Annotated in this window: 18 protein-coding genes; 8 read left to right on the top strand and 10 right to left on the bottom strand. The window is 70.2% G+C overall.

Annotated features, from left to right (window positions below; all coding sequences use genetic code 11):
* The first annotated feature begins 262 nt into the window (after positions 1 to 262).
* The 6 genes from ACFWGP_RS02350 (at position 263) to ACFWGP_RS02325 (ending at position 3,340) form a co-directional block, all read left to right on the top strand.
* Positions 263 to 601, top strand: a complete 339-nt coding sequence (locus ACFWGP_RS02350) for a PadR family transcriptional regulator (protein WP_231429345.1) — start codon at positions 263 to 265, stop codon at positions 599 to 601.
* A 2-nt stretch (positions 602 to 603) separates the two neighbouring features.
* On the top strand, positions 604 to 969 hold the full coding sequence (locus ACFWGP_RS02345; RefSeq protein ID WP_231429344.1) for a DUF1048 domain-containing protein: 366 nt from the start codon (positions 604 to 606) through the stop codon (positions 967 to 969).
* Entirely contained in the window at positions 966 to 1,811 is an 846-nt protein-coding gene (locus ACFWGP_RS02340) for an ABC transporter ATP-binding protein (protein ID WP_376930039.1), read from the top strand. Before ACFWGP_RS02345 ends, ACFWGP_RS02340 begins: the two co-directional genes overlap by 4 nt.
* Positions 1,808 to 2,572 (top strand): ABC transporter permease, encoded by a 765-nt coding sequence (locus ACFWGP_RS02335; protein ID WP_231429343.1) that lies wholly within the window; start codon positions 1,808 to 1,810, stop codon positions 2,570 to 2,572. The genes ACFWGP_RS02340 and ACFWGP_RS02335 overlap by 4 nt, the downstream gene beginning before the upstream one ends.
* Before the next feature lie 83 nt (positions 2,573 to 2,655).
* Positions 2,656 to 3,012, top strand: coding sequence for a DUF1048 domain-containing protein (locus ACFWGP_RS02330; RefSeq protein WP_231429342.1), 357 nt, complete (start codon positions 2,656 to 2,658; stop codon positions 3,010 to 3,012).
* A gap of 1 nt (position 3,013) precedes the next feature.
* On the top strand, positions 3,014 to 3,340 hold the full coding sequence (locus ACFWGP_RS02325; protein ID WP_231429341.1) for a DUF1048 domain-containing protein: 327 nt from the start codon (positions 3,014 to 3,016) through the stop codon (positions 3,338 to 3,340).
* An 85-nt stretch (positions 3,341 to 3,425) separates the two neighbouring features.
* Here the strand turns inward: ACFWGP_RS02325 and ACFWGP_RS02320 are convergent, their stop codons facing one another.
* The 3 genes from ACFWGP_RS02320 to ACFWGP_RS02310 all read right to left on the bottom strand — a co-directional run bounded on the left by ACFWGP_RS02320 (position 3,426) and on the right by ACFWGP_RS02310 (position 5,772).
* Positions 3,426 to 3,908: a ferritin-like domain-containing protein gene (locus ACFWGP_RS02320; RefSeq protein WP_231429340.1), complete on the bottom strand. Its 483-nt coding sequence runs from the start codon at positions 3,906 to 3,908 to the stop codon at positions 3,426 to 3,428.
* Positions 3,909 to 3,918: 10 nt separating this feature from the next.
* Entirely contained in the window at positions 3,919 to 4,119 is a 201-nt protein-coding gene (locus ACFWGP_RS02315) for a CsbD family protein (RefSeq protein WP_231429339.1), read from the bottom strand.
* 177 nt (positions 4,120 to 4,296) lie between these two features.
* A complete protein-coding gene (locus ACFWGP_RS02310) occupies positions 4,297 to 5,772 on the bottom strand; it encodes an FAD-dependent oxidoreductase (protein WP_376930038.1) in 1,476 nt (491 codons plus the stop codon).
* A 233-nt stretch (positions 5,773 to 6,005) separates the two neighbouring features.
* Between ACFWGP_RS02310 and ACFWGP_RS02305 the strand changes: the two genes are divergently transcribed.
* On the top strand, positions 6,006 to 6,173 hold the full coding sequence (locus ACFWGP_RS02305; protein WP_231429337.1) for a hypothetical protein: 168 nt from the start codon (positions 6,006 to 6,008) through the stop codon (positions 6,171 to 6,173).
* A 171-nt stretch (positions 6,174 to 6,344) separates the two neighbouring features.
* Here ACFWGP_RS02305 and ACFWGP_RS02300 read toward each other — a convergent pair whose 3' ends face one another.
* The 4 genes from ACFWGP_RS02300 to ACFWGP_RS02285 form a co-directional block, all read right to left on the bottom strand.
* Positions 6,345 to 7,187 (bottom strand): class II glutamine amidotransferase, encoded by an 843-nt coding sequence (locus tag ACFWGP_RS02300; protein WP_376930037.1) that lies wholly within the window; start codon positions 7,185 to 7,187, stop codon positions 6,345 to 6,347.
* Between the two features lie 122 nt (positions 7,188 to 7,309).
* Entirely contained in the window at positions 7,310 to 7,867 is a 558-nt protein-coding gene (locus ACFWGP_RS02295) for a dihydrofolate reductase family protein (protein WP_376930036.1), read from the bottom strand.
* A gap of 5 nt (positions 7,868 to 7,872) precedes the next feature.
* Positions 7,873 to 9,198 carry a serine hydrolase domain-containing protein gene (locus tag ACFWGP_RS02290; protein ID WP_376930035.1) on the bottom strand — a complete coding sequence of 442 codons (1,326 nt, stop codon included), beginning with the start codon at positions 9,196 to 9,198 and terminating at the stop codon, positions 7,873 to 7,875.
* A 150-nt stretch (positions 9,199 to 9,348) separates the two neighbouring features.
* On the bottom strand, positions 9,349 to 10,656 hold the full coding sequence (locus ACFWGP_RS02285) for an ATP-dependent RecD-like DNA helicase (protein WP_275507027.1): 1,308 nt from the start codon (positions 10,654 to 10,656) through the stop codon (positions 9,349 to 9,351).
* Between the two features lie 234 nt (positions 10,657 to 10,890).
* On the opposite strand from ACFWGP_RS02285, the gene ACFWGP_RS02280 reads away from it, so the two are divergent.
* The gene (locus tag ACFWGP_RS02280; protein ID WP_231429332.1) at positions 10,891 to 11,937 is read left to right on the top strand and encodes a hypothetical protein; all 1,047 of its coding nucleotides are present in this window, start codon (positions 10,891 to 10,893) and stop codon (positions 11,935 to 11,937) included.
* 21 nt (positions 11,938 to 11,958) lie between these two features.
* On the opposite strand, the gene ACFWGP_RS02275 is transcribed toward ACFWGP_RS02280, so the two are convergent.
* From ACFWGP_RS02275 to ACFWGP_RS02265, 3 genes are all read right to left on the bottom strand, one after another.
* Positions 11,959 to 13,938, bottom strand: coding sequence for a cytochrome c oxidase assembly protein (locus ACFWGP_RS02275; protein WP_376930034.1), 1,980 nt, complete (start codon positions 13,936 to 13,938; stop codon positions 11,959 to 11,961).
* A gap of 123 nt (positions 13,939 to 14,061) precedes the next feature.
* Entirely contained in the window at positions 14,062 to 14,349 is a 288-nt protein-coding gene (locus tag ACFWGP_RS02270; RefSeq protein WP_231429330.1) for an HU family DNA-binding protein, read from the bottom strand.
* A 187-nt stretch (positions 14,350 to 14,536) separates the two neighbouring features.
* A complete protein-coding gene (locus tag ACFWGP_RS02265) occupies positions 14,537 to 15,922 on the bottom strand; it encodes a PxKF domain-containing protein (RefSeq protein ID WP_376930033.1) in 1,386 nt (461 codons plus the stop codon).
* Between the last annotated feature and the right edge of the window lie 94 nt (positions 15,923 to 16,016).

Raw genomic sequence — 16,016 nt, 5'->3', positions numbered from 1 at the left:
TGCAGCCCCCTCGCGCAGAACACCTGTCATAAGTGAGGAGTCGTCGCGACATGTTTCCTTACGCCGGCACGAGAATTCCTCGCGACGAGACGGCGGCTCGGCGAGGCATCCGGGCGGTGTCTCGAGAAGAATCTCGAGAAACTTGCTATTCGGTGTTGCTAAGTACCGGTACTCAGTGTTACTTTCTAGTGGTACTCAGCAACGCTGATTACCAGCGACACTGAATAGCTAGCACCGAGAGAACAGAGAAGGGGGTGGCCTGATGGGCAAGCAGATGACCGAGATGCTCAAGGGCACGCTCGAGGGCATCGTCCTGGCGATCCTCGCCACGGCGCCCGCCTACGGCTACGACATCACCGCACGGCTGCGCGAGCGCGGCTTCACCGACATCGCCGAGGGCACGATCTACGCCCTCCTCGTGCGGGTCGAGCAGCGCGGGCTCGTCGACGTCGAGAAGGTGCCCTCCGAGAAGGGCCCGCCGCGCAAGGTGTTCTCGCTCAACGAGCGCGGGCACAGCGAACTCGAAGAGTTCTGGAGGACGTGGAGCTTCCTGGCAGAACGCATCGAACAGCTCCACACGACCGACGAATTGGAGAAGTGACCATGGCTGCGAAGTGGATCGAGACCATCACCGGCTCGCTCGAGCAGAAGAAGCAGTACAAGCAGGCCAAGGCCCGCATGGAGGCCCTCCCCGAGCCGTACGCGGCCTCGGCGGGCGCCGTTCAGCGCTACCTCATGTACTCGGGCGACATCACCGACGGCGACACGATGGTGCAGATGCTCGTCGACCTCGCCGACCTCTGGGAGCGCGCGTCGATCGACGGCACCCCGGTCGGCGACATCGTCGGCGACGACCCCGTCGAGTTCGCCGAGTCGTTCGCCCAGGCCTACGGCGGCAAGCGCTGGATCGACAAGGAACGCGCTCGCCTGAACAAGGCGATCGACGAGGCCAAGAAGGAGCAGTCATGACCACCATCACCGAACCCGCCATCCGGGTGCAGGGCATCGAGAAGTCGTTCAAGGACCTGCACGTGCTGCGCGGCGTCGACTTCGACGTCGCCCGGGGCTCGATCTTCGCCCTGCTCGGCTCGAACGGAGCCGGCAAGACCACCCTCGTGCGCATCCTCTCCACCCTCCTGAAGGCCGACGCGGGCACCGCGACGGTCGGCGGGCAGGATGTCGCGGCGAATCCCGGCGAGGTGCGCGAAGCGATCAGCCTCACGGGCCAGTTCGCCGCCGTCGACGAGGTGCTCACGGGTCGGGAGAACCTCGTGCTCGTCGCGAAGCTGCGCCACATGAAGCAGCCCGGCAAGATCGCCGACGACCTGCTCGCCAGGTTCTCGCTCACCGAGGCCGGCGGCCGCAGGGCGGGCACCTACTCGGGCGGCATGCGCCGCCGGCTCGACATCGCGATGAGCCTGATCGGCAACCCGTCGATCATCTTCCTCGACGAGCCGACCACCGGGCTCGACCCGCAGGCCCGCATCGAGGTGTGGCAGACCGTCAAGCAGCTCGCCGACGGCGGCACCACGGTGCTGCTGACCACGCAGTACCTCGACGAGGCCGAGCAGCTCGCCGACCGCATCGCGATCCTGCACCGCGGCACCATCATCCAGAACGGCACCCTCGACGAGCTCAAGCGGCTGCTGCCCGCGGCCAAGGTCGAGTACGTCGAGAAGCAGCCCTCGCTCGAGGACGTCTTCCTCGCCCTCGTCGGCGAGACGGGCGAGACCGAGGGCGAAGAGACCGGCGAGCCCGCGACCGCGGGCACCCGCGCCGACAAGAAGAAGAAGAAGGAGGCCGCACGATGACCAGCCACGCCATCAGCGACACCGCCGTACTCACCGGCCGCTCGCTGCGCCACATCCTCCGCAGTCCCGACACGATCATCACGACCGCGGTCACGCCGATCGCCCTCATGCTGCTGTTCGTGTACGTGCTCGGCGGGGCGATCAACACCGGGTCGAACGAGTCGTACATCGACTACATGCTGCCCGGCATCCTGCTCATCACGATCGCGTCGGGCGTCGCGTACACCTCGTACCGGCTCTTCCTCGACCTGCAGGGCGGCATCTTCGACCGCTTCCAGTCGATGCCGATCGCGCGCTCGAGCGTGCTGTGGGGCCACGTGCTCACCTCGCTCGTCTCGAACCTCGTGTCGGTCGCGATCGTCACGGGCGTCGCGCTCATCATGGGCTTCCGCACCGGCGCCTCGTTCGGGGCATGGCTCGCGGTCGTGGGCATCCTCGTGCTGTTCACGCTCGCGCTCACCTGGCTCGCGGTGATCGCGGGACTCTCGGCGAAGACGGTCGACGGCGCGAGCGCCTTCGCCTACCCGCTGATCTTCCTGCCGTTCATCAGCTCGGCGTTCGTGCCGACCGAGTCGATGCCGGCCCCGGTGGCGTGGTTCGCCGAGAACCAGCCGGTCACGTCGATCGTCGACACGACGCGCGCACTGTTCGCCGGCGAGCCGGTCGGCAGCGACATCTGGGTCGCCCTCGCGTGGCTCGTCGGCATCATCGCCATCGGCTACGTCGGCGCCCTCGCGGCGTACCGCCGCAAGGTCAGTTGACGAACGGATGCCGCGGCGAGTCCCGCCGCGGCATCCCGTCGCCCGACCGACCGACCGACCGAACATGATCGAGGAGGACTGAGATGAACTTCTGGGACACCATCACCGGCAACGACCTCCGCAGGGAGCTGAAGGCGTTCGACGCCCGGGCCGAGGCGCTGCCGGCCGACTACCGTGCGGCCTTCGAGGAGATCAAGCTCCAGCTGTGGGGCTACGCCGACTTCACGGGCCGCAACCTGATGCCGATCCTCGACGGGGCCCTCGGGCTGCTGGAGGAGACGGCGGCCGAAGGACAGGGCATCGACGAGGTGCTCGGCGACGACATCCCCGGGTTCTGCCAGGCGCTCGCCGGCGGCGAGGGCGCAAAGGGCTTCCGCGACAAGTGGCGCGAACAGCTCAATCGGAACGTCGCGAAGAAGCTCGCAAGGCTGGGAGGCTGACATGGGAATCCACGACATCATCGAGGGCAAGCGCGAGTGGCGAGCCCACCTGGCACGCGTCCGGGCGCTGCCGAAGGACTACCAGGTCGTCTACGGCGAGATCCAGAAGTACTACTTCAAGATCGGACCGGTCGGCCTCGAGGACGGCACGCTCCTCTCGGGCATCGTCGACTTCTTCGAAGAGGGCGCGACGCAGGGCAAGGGCGCGATCGAGCTCATCGGCGACGACGTCGCAGCCTTCGCCGACGACCTCGTGAAGGACACGCCCACCTACGCCGACCGCTACCAGGCGTCGCTCATCGAGAAGGCCGGCTCGGCCGGCGAGTGACGACGACCACGGAGGGGCCGCACCACCCGGTGCGGCCCCTCCGTCGTGTCGCCTCGAGTTTCGTCGAGACGCCCGATCTCGCGCCTCAGCCCGCGATCGACTGCAGTTTCGTGCGGATCTCCTCGCTCGTGTGCGTCTCCTGGTCGAGGTTCGACTGCAGGAGGGCCGCCGCGTCGGAGGCGCCCATCGCGGTGACGGGCACGAGCAGCGCCTCGTACGCCGAGATCTCGTAGTGCTCGTTGCCGAGCGCGCTCGCGAGCGCCGCCCGGTCGCGCAGCTTCGGCGCGCTCCGCTCCAGCAAGGAGGCGGCCTGTCGGCTGATGCCCTTCGTGCTGGGCGACGGCGCGGTCGACTCGCGCAGCTCGAGCAGGCGGAAGACCTGCTGCAGGTTGGCGATCTGCTCGCGCGTCTCGTCCGCGTGATGGCGGAACAGCTTCTTGATCTCGGCGCTCTTCGCCGCCGAGGCGAGGTCGCCGAGCGCCGCCAGCGAGTCGTTCTCCATCGTCAGCGCGGTGCGCAGCTGGAAGTGCAGCAGGTCGCCCGGGCTCTCGAGGCTCTGCCTCACCACCGGTCGCTCCTCAGTCGCGATCCGTGAAGACGTCCTTGGCGCGTTCGCCGGCGTCCTTCACCTCGTCGCCGGCCTGCTTCATGTCGGCCTTGGCCTCGTCGACGTGGCCTTCGGCCTCCATCTCCTCGTTGCCGGTCACCTTGCCGACGCCCTGCTTGATCTTCGCGCCCGCTTCTTCGGCCTGGTGCTTCGCCTTGTCTCCGATACCCATCGTCCTCATCCTCCGTGTTCGAGTCTTGGATGCCGTGCCCGGCACCACGCGGTGTCGGGTCGGCACCGGTGCCGGGCGCGGCACCTGTGTTCCACGCTCGCACCGGCCCGCTGACCCCTCAAGGGATTGACAGCCTGGGAACGATGTGCCGACGCGTGCGCGCACGCGGTCGCGGACTCAGGGCTCCTGCGTCAGGTCGTCGCGTGCCGGACCCTCGAGCCGACGACCGTCGGCGGCGAACCGGCTGCCGTGCAGGGGGCAGTCCCACGTGCACTCCTCGTCGTTCCACGCGAGGATGCCGCCGAGGTGCGTGCAGACCGCCGACACCCGGCGCGTGACGCCGTCGACGGTGCTGATCGCGATCGGCGGCACGCCCCGGCCGACCCGGCCCTCGCCCTCCGCGGGCGGCTCGTCCTGTGAGCCGCCGATCGCGCGAGCCATGCCGCCGAGCAGGTGCCCCACGGCATCGGCGTTCCGTGCGACCGCGGCCGCGACGTCCGATGCCGTGCCGGGCCGGTCGTAGAGCCGCACGGCCCAGTCGGGGCGACGGCCGCTCGCGATCTCCTGCGCGAGGGCGATGCCCGAGGCGGCACCGGCGGCGAGCCCCCACTTGCCGAAACCGGTCGCGAACCACGGGCCGTCGCGACCGAGGCGACCGGCGTACGGCGCACCGTCGAGCGAGTCGTAGTCCTGCGCCGCCCACTGGTGCGCGAGCACCGCGCTCGGAAAGCGATCGGCGACCCAGCGGTGCAGCTCGCGTGCGCGCTCGGCCGTCGATCGCGCGTGCCCGACCGCATCGTCGTTGCCGGCGACGACGAGGTACTCCTGCCCGCCCCGGCGAGCGGGCCGCAGCGAACGGGTCTCGCCGTCGACCGAGAGGTGCATGCCCTCGACCAGTCGACGCCCCGTGCGGAACGCGGCGACGTGCGATCGCGACGGCGACGTGCGGGCGAACGTCAGCCCGCGGTCGACGACCGGCGTGCCCGTCGCGAGCACGAGCACGTCCGCGTGGAGCTCGCCCAGCTCGGTCTCGACCTCGTGGCCCGAATCCGACGATCGCACGTCGACCACGCGGCATCCCGCGACGACGGGCACGCCCGCCGCGCGGGCGGTGGCGACGAGGCGGCGTACCAGCACCATCGGGTCGAGCATGAACTGCCCGTCGAGCGCGACCGCCGCGCGGGCGGCGACCGGCGACTCGCGCGGAGCGGCCCATCGCACGTCGAGGCCGAGTTCGCGGGCCAGGGCGTGCTCCGCCTCGAGGCGCTCGGCACCGGCCGAGGTCGTCGCGAAGCTGTAGGCGGTCGCCTGCTCGCAGCCCTCGTCGTGCTCGGAGAGCTGGGCCCGCAGCCACGCGGCGCCGCTGCGGCACGCCTCCAGGTAGGCGGCGGCGACGTCGAGCGAGCTGCGGTCGCGCACGGCCGAGAGCCGCGTGCCCTGCAGCAGGGTCACCTTGCCGGTCGAGCTCCCCGTCGTGAGGGCGCCGGGCGCCGCGGCATCGAGCACCACCGCGCGCCGGCCCGCCTGGGCGAGCCGCACCGCGACGGTGAGGCCGACGAGCCCGGCGCAGACCACGAGGACCTCGTGCGAGGCGTCCTCGGGCAGCTCGTCGACGGCGTGCGCGTCGAGTCCGTCGCGCCAGAGCGATCCCATACCCACATCGTCGCGACGACCCGCGACGGGGGCGAGGGCTTGACACCCGGCGCGGGCGATGGCTCGGCCTGCGGATCACGTGAAGGGTTCCGCGGCTGTCGCGCGAAGTCAACCCCCTGCCGCTCGTCCGCTCGTGTCCCTAGTTTGGAAGCGTCGCGGCCCGACGGGTCGCGGCTCGACCGTACGGGGCCCGACCGAGAGGCCCCGGCGTTCCCCGAAGGAGGGACTCTCAGATGAACATCCTCTTGATCGTCATCGTCGTCATCGCCATCATTCTCGCCATCACCGGCGGGCTCGTGCAGTCGCTGAACTTCCTGCTCTGGGTCGGACTCGTACTGCTCGCGATCGCGGTGATCGCATGGCTGATCCGGGCGATCGCCGGCCGCAACAGCAGCGTCTGACGACCCGCGCGGCGGCTCGCGTGCCGTCGCGACACCGGTCGCTTTCCGACAGGGACGAGCCGGTCGGCACCCGCCACGAGCGGGCCAGCCGACCGGCTCATCCCTGTCCGGGCGGATCGACGACGGCGACGACGGGCGGCGTGCCGCCAGAGGCATCCGCCCTATTCGGGCCTATTCGGGCTCCGCGAAGAACGTCTCGTGCCGGTAGTGCCCCGCGTCGAGGATCGCGACCGTCGCCTCGGGTACCTCGACGAACACGCCGGGCATGTCGGTGAGCGGCTCCGACACGATGACTCTCGCCGCACGTCCGAAGCCCTGCAGCCGCTCGGAGTCGGGGTACATCTGCTGCAGCGTCGCCATGTCGACCGAGTGGAACAGCGTGCGGGTGCGTCCGGCGCTCGAGTACCGGAAGGCCCACACGGTCGCCCCGTCGGCGACCGCGACGGTGCCCTGCATCGGGAACTCGACGCCGTGCGCGTGGCCGACCTCCTCGACCTTGCGGATCGCCTTCGTCATGCCCGCGATCGGGTCGTCGCGAAGGCCCAGCGTGAGCGCGAGGTAGAACAGCACCTCGCTGTCGGTCGTGCCGCGGATGAGCGGGAAGAACGACTCGTCGATCGCGAGCATGAGGTCGCGCCGTACGCTCGCGAACCCCGCGAGCCCGCCGTTGTGCATGAAGAGCCAGTTCTCGTGCCGGAACGGGTGGCAGTTCGTCTGCTGGATGGGCGGACCGGCCGCGGCGCGCACGTGCGCGAAGAACAGCGGGCTCTCGATCGCCCGGGTCAGCTCGCGCAGGTTCTCGTCGTGCCACGCGGGCTCGATGCTGTGGAACAGCCACGGCTCGGTGCCGACGCTCGCCCCGGCGGGGTACCAGCCGACGCCGAATCCGTCGCCGTTGACCGTCTCGGCGCCGAGCGGCGAGTTCAGCGACTGGGCGACGAGCGAGTTCTCGGTGTCGAGGATCAGCCTTGCGGGCTGGATCGGCTCACCGGAGTAGGCCAGCCAACGGCACATGTCCCACACCTCCCCTGAGGGTTACGGATGCCTCGGGGCTGACGATACGCCGCTTCGCTTCGCCGCGACAGAGCACCTCGCGACCGGATCGGCCCCGATCGACCCGTGGGCCGGGGCCCGGCTCAGGCCAGGAGCCGATACCGCAGGTAGACGACCTCGTCGAATCGGCGCTCCTCGAGGAGCTGGAGGTCGAGGCGCACCCCGTCGGGCAGCAGCCGCGTGCCCCCGCCGACGACGACGGGGAACACGAAGACGAAGAGCTCGTCGACGAGCCCCGCGCGGACGGCCTCGGCGGCGAGGTGGGGGCCCGAGATCGACAGGTCGCGCTCCGCGGCCGCCTTGAGCCTCGCGACCTCGTCGGCATCGAATCGTCGCTCGAGCCGGGTGCGCGCGGTCGTCACCTGCTCGAGCTTCGACGAGTAGACGATCTTGTCGGTGTCGCCCCAGATCGAGGCGTAGTCGCGTTCGACGTCGGAGATCCGCGGGTCGTCGGCGAGTCGCTCCCACGCGGACATGACCTCGTACATGCGGCGACCGTAGAAATAGGTGCCGATCGGGCGCTCGAGGTCGTTCACGAACGCGTGCACCTCGGCACTCGGCATGGCCCAGTCGAATGCGCCGTCCGCGTCGACGATGTAGCCGTCGAGGGAGGCGAGCGCTCCCGTGATGAGCTTGGCCATGGCGATCAGCCCTCCGCCGTCTTCTCCGGCGTGTCGTCGCCCTGCTGCCCACGCGGGCATGCCGCGAGCGAGGTCATCTTCTCGGTCGCCTGATCGTACGACCAGGGCAGCTCGACGAGGGGCTGGTCGTGATCGGCGGTGGCCTTCGCCTTCGAGCCTGCGGACGCGAGCGCGAACGCCGCCTCGCGCACGAAGTCGGCGCCCGAGGTCGAGTTGTTGAGGGCGATCACGACCGTGAGCCCCGTCTCGGGGTCGGTGAACGCGGCGGTCAGCGCACCGGCCGACTCGCCTGCGGTGCCGCGGAGCGGGCCGTACTGGGCGCCGCCGAACCCGTACGAGTACCAGACGGGGGCGTCGCCGCCGATGGGCTGCGTCGTCCACTGCTCGCGGGCCTCGCGCTCGTCGAGCAGCGCGCCGGTGGCGAACGCCTCGCTGAGTCGGCGCGCGTCGGCGAGCGTCGACACGGCACCGGCAGCGCCGGCACCCATCGAACTCGACTGCGCCGAGTCGTCGTGGAGCGAGTCGCACACCGGCTCGTCACCCGCCCATTCCGACGCGTACGCCCCGAGCAGCCCTGCGTGGGTGGTGTCGTCGGGAGCGGGCAGCTCCGTGTCGTCGAGGCCGAGCGGCGCGAACACGTACTGCTCGGCGAGCTCGCTCCACGTGCGCCCCGTCGCCTCCTCGAGCGCGCGCGACAGCAGCAGCACGCCGGTGCGCGAGTACGACCAGTCGTCGCCGGGGGTGCCGGAGCGCTTCGTGGCCAGCCCGCCCGCCAGCAGTTCGTTCGGCGACCAGATGCGCTCGGGGTTCTGGACGAACTGGTGCTCGAGGTCGGGGTAGTAGTCGCCGAGGCCCGACGTGTGACGGCAGAGCTGTTCGAGGGTGATCCCCTCGAGCCCGGGCACGCGGTCGACGTACTCGGAGACCTGGTCGTCGAGCGAGACGGTTCCGGCCTCGGCGAGCCGCAGCAGCATCGTGCACGTGATCTCGCTCGTCACGGTCGCCAGGTGGAAACCGGTGTCGACGGTCACCGGGCGGGACTTCTCCGCGAAGTCGACGGTGCCGGAGGCGCCGCTCCACGACCCCGCCCACGGCGCCCAGACACCCGCGACCCCGCCGCTCGACCCGCTCAGCGCGACCGCCTGGTCGAGGGTCGACTGCAGCTTCTCGACGAGCGCCTCGTCGTACGAACCCTCGACCGGCTCGAACTGGCTCGATGGGTCGACACTGCCCCCGGTGCAGGCCGAAAGCGCGAGCGCCGCGGCGAGCGCGACGATCGATGCCGCGACGGCTCTCGCCGTTCGCCGCCTGCCCCCGGTACCGTCAGCCACCGTGCCCCCTCAAGCCGTGTGTCCGCAGAAATTGTAACCTGCGTAGGCGGCGGCGCCCGGGTCGACGGGCCCCGTCGGGGTGATGATGAGCGCACCCCTGTGCTACTGATATGTCCGGAGGGGGCCGAAAGGTTCCGGATCGGTCGCGATTCAGCGCGAGACGGCACCGATCTCGCGAGCCGCGCCCGCCATGAACCGCTCGACGTTGCGATCGACGATGATGTCGCTCGGCCGCAGCGGCCGCTGCAGGTAGAGCCCGTCGAGCGCGGTCAGGCGACTGAGCGCGACATACGTCTGGCCGGGGCTGAACGCGCGGGGGCCGAGGTCGACGATCGCGGCGTCGTAGCTCGCCCCCTGCGACTTGTGGATCGTGACGGCCCACGCGAGGCGCAGGGGGAACTGCGTGAACTCGGCGACGATCTCCTTCTCGAGCTTCTTGCGCACCGGGTCCCAGCTGTAGCGGTACTTCTCCCAGGTGACCGGTTCGACCTCGTGGATCTCGCCGCCGATCTCGACGTGCACCTCGCGCTTCAGCGAGGTGATGGTGCCGATCGTGCCGTTCACCCAGCGCTGCCCGTCGGGCCCGACGGCCGTGTCGTTGCGCAGGAACATCACCTGTGCGCCGACCTTGAGCTCGAGCCGTTCGTCGGCGGGGAACGCGCGGCCGCCGAAGTCGCCGTTCACCTCGGCCTCGTTGGCCTTCGACGTGCCGGGCAGCCGGTGCAGCGCCGTGGCGTTGATGCGGTTCACGGTGCTGTTGGTCGTCGCGAGCGTGATCGCACCCTGCTCCGGCACGGGGCGACGGGCACCGACCCCGTTGAGCACGCCGGCCATCTCGGCGGTCACCCGTCCGTGCCGTACGGCGTTGAGCAGCTGCTTGAACTCGTCGTCGTGCTGACGGTGGATCTCGCCGAGCTCGAAGATCTTCAGGTCGGCCTCGCGCCACACCCTCGCGTCGAAGAACCACATCGAGTCGTAGGTGTCGGCGAAGTACGCCCGCTCGTCGCCGTCGCCGGGGACGGGGGCGAGCTGGTAAGGGTCGCCGAACAGCACGACCTGGGCACCGCCGAAGGGTTCGAGCGGCCGCTGCCTGGCCTGCCGCAGCGACCGGTCCATCGCATCCATCAGGTCGGCGTTGACCATCGACACCTCGTCGATCACGAGCGTGTCCATCGCGTTGAGGATCTTGCGCACGGTGTCGTTCTGGTCGATGTCATGGTCGGCGATGACCCCGATCGGCAACCGGAACAGCGAGTGGATCGTCTGACCGCCGACGTTGAGCGCCGCGACACCGGTCGGCGCGCAGATCACGATCTGCTTCTTCGTGTGCCAGTTCAGGTGGTTCAGCAGGGTCGACTTGCCGGTGCCCGCGCGACCCGTCACGAACACGTGCTCGCGCGTGTCCTCGATCGCCTGGAACACCGCGGACTGCTCACGGGAGAGGGTCACGTTCTGCACGGCAGGTCTTTCGATGGGCGGGGCGGACGGCTCGGGGCGGGCGCCGCACGGGCGCATCGCCCGGCGCTCCCACTGTAACCACACCCAGGGGTTGACGAGGCAGTGCGGCCACCGTCGTATCCGAGGGTCGAAGAGGGGGCGGAGCGACCGTCTCGAGACCCCGCGCCCCGGCATCCCCGCGCGGCCTGTGGAGATCCTCAGGTTGGCGCGACGCGCGACCTTAGACTTGGGCGCGTGGGGAATGCGGGCGGTGAGCGGCGGCGCATCCCCGCGCGCGCGCTGATCGCATGGGGCGGGCTCACCGTCGTGCTCATCGGCGCGTTCCTCGCCGCACTCGGCGGCCTGAACCAGTCGCTGTACGGCGCGTCGAGCTTCGTCGAACGGTACCTCGAGGCGATCGCCGACGACGACATCGGCACGGCGGCCGCGACGCCCGGCGTCGCCCTCGATGCCGAGGAGCTCGAGGCCCTCGGCCTTCCGGCCGACATCTCGACGGCGATGCTGCGCTCGGGGGTCGTCGAATCGGGCCCCGAAGACGTCTCGATCGTGAGCGACGTGGCCAACGCCGACGGCAGCCATTCGGTGACGGCGAGCTACCGGCTCGACACCGAGATCGCCGAGTCGACGTTCGAGGTGCGCCCCATCGACCCGCTGTACGGGCTGCTCAACCGGTGGGAGTTCGCCGACAGCCCCCTCGCCGTCGTCGAGGTGACCGCGGCGCACAACCCGTTGTTCACGGTGGGAACGCTCACGCTCGACGCCCGGGCGACGAAGCCGCCCGAGGAGCTCGCGAGCTTCACGCAGGTCACGCCCTACCTCGCGATCGCACCGGCGGTGTACCAGTTCCACTACGAGTCGACGCTGCTCGCGGCCGCTCCCGTGCTCGTGCCGGTCGACGCGGGCGAGCAGGTCGCCGTGACGGTCGACGCCCAGCCGACGGCCGCGTTCGTCGAGCGGGTGCAGACGAAGGTCGACGAGTACCTCGCCGCGTGCGCCGAGCAGCCCGTGCTGCAGCCGGCCGACTGCCCGTTCGGCATCGAGGTCGACGACCGGGTCACGAGCGAGCCGCAGTGGAGCATCGTGACGACACCGCAGGTCACGCTCACCGCCGGCGAGACCTCGTTCGACATGCCTCCGACCGAGGGCGTCGCGCACATCTCCGTCGAGGTGCAGGACCTCTTCGACGGGCACTACTACACGCTCGAGGAGGACCGTTCGTTCAACCTCGCGCTCGCGGCGACGATCCGTCCCGACGGGTCGATCGCGATCCAGCTCAAGTAGGCTCCGCCCCGACCGCCGGCCTCAACCTGCGGAGCTCCTGTCGTGCTCGGCGATGGCCGCGAGCCGTGCGTTGTAGGCCTCGAGCTCGGCGTCGCCCGTGCGGTCGGCGTGGCGGTCTCGGCGCTTCGACTCCTTCTCGTCGCTGCGCGACCACTGGAACGCGACCGTGATCGCGAGCGCGACGGTCGGGATCTCGCCGATCGACCACGCGATGCCGCCGCCGAGCTGCTGATCGGTGAGCGCGTCGGTGCCCCAGCCCATCGCGCCGTACCAGTCGGCGAGCATGAGCCCGGTGCCCGACATGATCGCGAGTCCGAAGAACGCGTGGAAGGCCATCGTGCCGAGCAGCAGCAGCAGCCGGAACGGGTACGGCAGGCGGTAGGGCACGGGGTCGATGCCGATGAGCGACTGCACGAACAGGTAGCCGGTGATCAGGAAGTGCGCGACCATCCACTCGTGCCCGATGTGGTCGAGCATCGTCCAGCGGAACAGCGGCGAGTAGTAGAACACCCACAGCGACCCGGCGAAGAGCACGGCCGCGACGATCGGGTTCGCGATGATCGAGGCGAACTTCGAGTGCACCGCGAGCAGGATCCACTCGCGGCCGCCGCGCGAGCCGTCCTTGCGGGGCTTGATCGCCCTGGCCGCGAGCGTGACCGGGGCGCCCGGCACGAGCAGCACGGGCACCGCCATCGTCAGGGCCATGTGCCCGAGCATGTGCGCCGAGAACAGGTACTGCTCGTAGACGTTGACGCCGCCGTTCGTGACGTAGGCGAGCAGCAGCAGGCCCGACACCCAGAGCACCGCGCGGTAGACGGGCCACTTGTCGCCCCGCTTTCGCAGCCGGACGACGCCCGCGAGATAGAAGAAGATGCCGAACCCGCAGGCGAGGAGCCAGATGAGGTCGGGGTTCCACTCGGTGAAGTACCGGAAGGTCTCGGGCCACGGCGGCAACGGCGTGCCCGTGAGGATCTCGGCAGGCGTGCGGGCGAGCTCGCCCGCCTCCTCCGAAACCGGGGTCGCAGTGCGCGCGAGCGCCGCCGCGACGCCCGATGCGATGCCCATGAACGCCAGCTCGGCCACCACGAGCCACCAGAAGTTCCCCGTCGATCGAGCGGCATCGCCCCGCGACATCCGCCCGATCAGGAACCGGCGGTACATCGCGCCGAAGCACCCGAGGGCGATGAGCACCCCCACCTTCACGAGCACGAGCACGCCGTACTGCGTCATGAGCTGGTCCCACGTGCCGATGCGCAGCGCCGCGCTCGCGTAGCCCGAGATCGCGACGACGATGAAGCAGATGAGCGCGACGGTCGAGTACCGGGCGAGCACGACGGGCAGTCGCTTCGCACCGAGCTCGCGCCTCAGCAGCACGATCGTGAGCAGCCCGCCGAGCCACACCGCGACGAACACGAGGTGCAGGCCGAGGCTCGTGACCGCCGCGGCATGGCCGGCCGCGCCCGCCGCGTGGCCCTGCTGCGCCATCGGCACGAGCGACGCGACCGCGAGCACCGTCACGAAGACGAGGGCGGTGTGGTTGCGCACGGCGAAGCACAGCACTGTGACGGTCGCCGCGACGAGGGTCGTGATGAGCCACGCCTGGCCGAGTCCGATGGTCGTGACGAACTGCCCGAGCTTCTGACCGAACGCGTCGCTGAGGTCGAACGGCACGGCCGTGACGAGCACGAACGTGAACAGACCCGTCGCCGCGCTCGCGACCGTCATGACCGCGGCCGACGCTGCGGCGACGTCGAGCGCGAGGTCGAACTCGCGGCGCTTCGGGCTCAGCGCCCACACGGCGAGCGCGAGCGCGCCGATCATGCCCGCGGCACCGAGGTTCACGAACAGCTTCGCGACGGGCACCCCGTAGCGGGCGATCGGCCCGGGGTCCTGGATCAGCTGCTCGTCGGCGCCACCGCCGTAGGCGAGCGCGAGGAACGTCGCGGCGAGGGCGACGGCGATGAGCACGGCAGGGCCGAGCACGCGGACGGAGCGGGGCACCGAACCAGCCTAGACGGCGGTGACTGGATGCCTCGTGGATGCGCCGTCCGAGGCCTCCACGTGCCCCCGGAACGACGGAGGGGCGCACGGCTCTCGCCGTGCGCCCCTCCGGGAAGGCTCTGGTTACTTGGCAGCAGCCTTGAGCTTCGAACCGGCCGAGACCTTGACCGAGTAGCCGGCCGGGATCTCGATGGTCGCGCCCGTCTGCGGGTTGCGGCCGGTGCGCGCAGCGCGGTGCGTGCGCTCGACGGCGAGCCAGCCCGGGATGGAGACCTTGGTGCCCGAGCCCACGGAGTCGGCGAGCGCGTCGAACAGACCGCCGAGCACGGCGTCGACGGTGGCCTGGCTCTGGCCGGTCGACGCAGCGATCTTCGCGACGAGCTCGGTCTTGTTCAGCGACTTGTCAGCCATTGAATGTCCTCCTCGGACGTTCGCTGTATGCAACAGCATTGAGTTGAAGAACTCGGAGACGATCCTCTGATGCCCCCGTGGCCGATCAGGCCGCCTCGAATGTAACAGAGATCCGCGGAATCCCGCGGATTTCCGGCCCTCTCGGACGAATTCCCACGGCGTGTCGGGAGCTTGGAGGCTGTTCGGTCTACTTCAGGAACTTGAACTTCGCCGTGCGGGTCACCCCGTCGTCGAGCTTCAGCTCGAACGTGCCGCACCTGCCGGCCCAGCTCTTGTCGGTCTTCCAGACATAGACGTACTGCCCGGCGACCAGGTCGTAGGTCAGGCTGCTGCCGCCCGCGGTGACCGTCGACTCGACCGCGTCGACCAGTGCATTCGCGTCGCACGACGTGAACGTCGCCCTCGGGTAGCCGGCCGCGATGATGTCGAGGCCCTGGTCGCCGTCGAGGCTGAACTTCATCGGCACGGCGCTGCCCGCCTTGACCGAGTTGACCACGCCGCCCATGTCGACCGGGCGGAAGAACCCCGCGAAGTCGTAGATCACCGAGTACTCGCACGACACCGCGGCCGACGGGTTGCCGGCGTTGTCGCGGGCCGCGCCCTCGGCCGCCGTCGCCGTCTTCGTACCGACGCTCGAGGTGTCGAGCGCGATCGAACCGCTCTCGTAGCCCTCGGCCACGCCCGAACCGCCCGCCTCGTCGGTCGCCGTCCACGTCGCCTCGGCGACCGCGCCGAGCAGCACCGGACCGGTCGGGCAGGCCAACAGGACGACGGGCGGCGTCACGTCGACCACGGTGTACGTGCAGGATGCCTCGGCGGACGGGTTGCCCGCATTGTCGACCGCGGTGCCCGCTGGAGCGTTGAACGTGTGCTCGCCGAGCGTCGCCGTGTCGAGCGCGAACGTCCCGCCCTCGTAGCCCTCGGCCACGCCCGAACCGCCCGCCTCGTCGGTCGCCGTCCAGGTCGCCTCGGCGGCCGCACCACGTGGGATCGGATCGGTCGGGCACGTCAGCACCACGACCGGGCCCGTCACGTCGACGGGGTCGACGCCGCCGCAGTTCTCGACCGTCCAGCTCACCGACACGGTGGCGTCCCGGTGCTTCGTGTCCCCGTTGAGCACCTTCCCGGTCGCCCGGTAGCCGACCGATCCGGTGGCCGGGCCGTTCGTGTCGCCGGCCGCCACCGTGATCGTCGAACTGGTCTGCGCGCTGTCGACGGTCGAGTTCTGGTCGAGGGTCGCCCAGTCGCCGGGGAGCGTGATGGTCGTCGGCGACGGCTGCGACGCTTCGACGTTCGTCTGCGAGGTGCGCGAGAAGGCGATGTCGGCACCGTTCTCGAAGATCGTCGCGGCGCCGGCCCCGCCCCGGTCGAGGTTGAGCTTCACCACGATGTCCTTGCTCGCACCGCAGCCGAGCACGCCGAGGTCCACGACCGGCGTCGACACCACCAGGTCGTCGACGGTGACGACGGACTCGATGTCGTCGGCGTACGCGATCGCACCGCCGCCCAGTACGAGCACGGCGGCCGTGGCCGCCCCGGCGATCGATCCGCCCCATCCACTCCATCGCTTCATCGGGCTGCCCTCTCTCGTCGGTGATCGCATGCGCACGCATGCGTGCGGTCCGTCAACGCTAGGGGCCGGTCGGCTCGCCCCGGCAGGCCCCCGT

Source organism: Agromyces sp. NPDC127015 (genome assembly GCF_042725165.1).
GTDB lineage: Bacteria > Actinomycetota > Actinomycetes > Actinomycetales > Microbacteriaceae > Agromyces > Agromyces chromiiresistens.
Note: the sequence above shows the minus strand (reverse complement) of the source record. Positions and strands in the feature narration are given on the sequence as shown.